We start from the raw sequence: 2,267 nt of genomic DNA, 5'->3' as shown, positions 1-2,267 counted from the left end.
ACCGCACCAGCGCTTCTCGCGAAGCGGGAATTCGGCGTCGCCTTCCAACGGACAAGGTCACCCGTGCGGTACAACCGGCCACCGGCACCGAACGGGTCCGCGATGAACCGCTCCGCGGACAGGTCCGCCCGACCGAAGTAGCCACGCGCCAACTGGGCACCGGCCACATACAACTCACCCGCGACCCCGAACGGGACCGGCCGCAACCGCGCATCCAGCACAAACACCTGCGTGTTCCACACCGGCGACCCGATCGGCACCACCGACACATCCGCATCAGTCACCGTGCGACTGCTCACCTGCACCGTCGCCTCGGTCGGGCCGTACAAGTTGTGCACCTCGACACCGGGCACCGCCAGCCGCAGCTGCTGCGCCACATCGCCACGCAGCGCCTCACCACCGGTGAACACCGCCCGCAACGCCCCATAACCACCCGCCGGGACCTCGGCGAGGAACACCGGCAACATCGCCGGCACGAACTGCACCACCGTCACCGACTCGGCCTCGATCACCGCCGACAGATACGCCGGATCACGATGACCCTCCGGCTCGGCCACCACCAGACGGGCACCCACCGACAACGCAACGAACAACTCCCACACCGACGCATCGAACGTCGCCGGCGTCTTCCACAACACGACATCGGAATCGGACACATCGAACCGCTCGGCGAACCACGCCACCTGATTCACGATCGCCGAATGCGTGACCGCCACACCCTTCGGCCGACCCGTCGACCCCGACGTATACAACACATACGCCGTGTTACCCGCCCGCAACGGCGCGATCCGATCCGAATCCGTCACCGGCACATCGGCGTACGCCGACACATCCACCAAGTCCACACAGAGAAGTGGGCGCTCCGCAGGCTCCGCGCCGGGAACAGACCTGTCCCCCGCATCGAACCCGTCCCGACTGGTCGTCAGCACCAGCACCGGATCCGCCGACTCCAACACATACCCGATCCGCTCGGCCGGGTGATCCGGATCCACCGGCACATACCCACCACCGGCAGTGACCACCGCGTACATCGCGGTCAACAAATCGGTGCCGCGCCGCATCGCCACCGCAACCCGCGACTCCGGACCCACACCCAGTGACACCAGATGCCGCGCAAGCCGGTTCACCCGACCCGAGAACTCGCCGTAGGACAACTGCTCGCCCTCGAACACCACCGCCACCGCATCCGGGGTGGCCGCGACAGCACGTTCGAACCCGTCGAGCAGCAACTCCTCGGCGATCACGCGAGCCGGCCCCGCCGTGGCGGCCAGCAACGCCGCCTGCTCACCGGCCTCGAGGATCTCGATATCACCCACCGGCGCAACCGGATCGGCGACCATCGCCTCGAGCACCCGCACCAGGCGCCGCGCGAAACCGGCGACCGTGGCCTCGTCGAACAGATCGACCGCGTACACGATGCTGCCGACCAACCCCGATGGCGCACCCGCCGCGGCGTCGCGTTCTCCGACGGTCACCGACAGATCGAACTTCGCCACCGCCGCGTCCCCGGCATCCAGCCCGGCCACCGTCAGCCCCGGCAACGTGAACTCGGTCTGCGCGAAGTTCTGGAACGCCAGCATCACCTGGAACAACGGGTTGCGCGCCTGGGACCGGACCGGATCGAGGATCTCCACCAACCGCTCGAACGGCACATCCGCATGCCCGAACGCACCGAGGTCGGTTTCGCGGACGCCCGCAAGCAGATCCGTGACCGACTCGCCACCATCGACACCGGTCCGCAACACCAACGTGTTGACGAACATGCCGATCAAATCATCGAGCTCACGCTCACCACGACCCGCGATCGGCGAACCGATCGCCACATCCTCGCCACCGGACACCCGCGCCAGCAGCACCGCCAGCCCCGCGTGCACCACCATGAACAACGTCGCATCATGCGCGCGCGCAAGATCCACCAACCCCGCATGCAGGTCGGCGTCGATCTCGAACCCGACGTTCGCGCCCCGATACGAGGCCACCACCGGCCGCGGCCGGTCGAACGGCAACCCCAGCTCGTCGGGCACACCCGCGAGTTGCGTTGTCCAGTAGTCGACCTGACCCGCGATCAGCGACTCGGCATCATCCTCCGAACCGAGCACCTCACGCTGCCACAACGCAAAGTCGGCGTACTGCACCGGCAACGCCGCCCACCCCGGCACCTCACCCCGGGTACGCGACTCGTAGGCCACCATCACATCGCGCGCCAACGGACCCATCGAGACACCGTCCCCGGCGATGTGATGCACCACCACCACCAACACGAACTC

General features: G+C 67.5%; 1 protein-coding gene. It reads right to left on the bottom strand.

Annotated elements, in window-relative coordinates; translation table 11 throughout:
• Window positions 1-2,267: amino acid adenylation domain-containing protein (locus OG921_RS26565; protein ID WP_266115560.1), on the bottom strand; the 2,267-nt coding region annotated here is incomplete at both ends.

Source organism: Aldersonia sp. NBC_00410 (genome assembly GCF_026342035.1).
Lineage (GTDB): Bacteria > Actinomycetota > Actinomycetes > Mycobacteriales > Mycobacteriaceae > Aldersonia.
The sequence above is the reverse complement of the archived record's forward strand: the minus strand, read 5'-3'. Positions and strand labels throughout refer to the sequence as shown.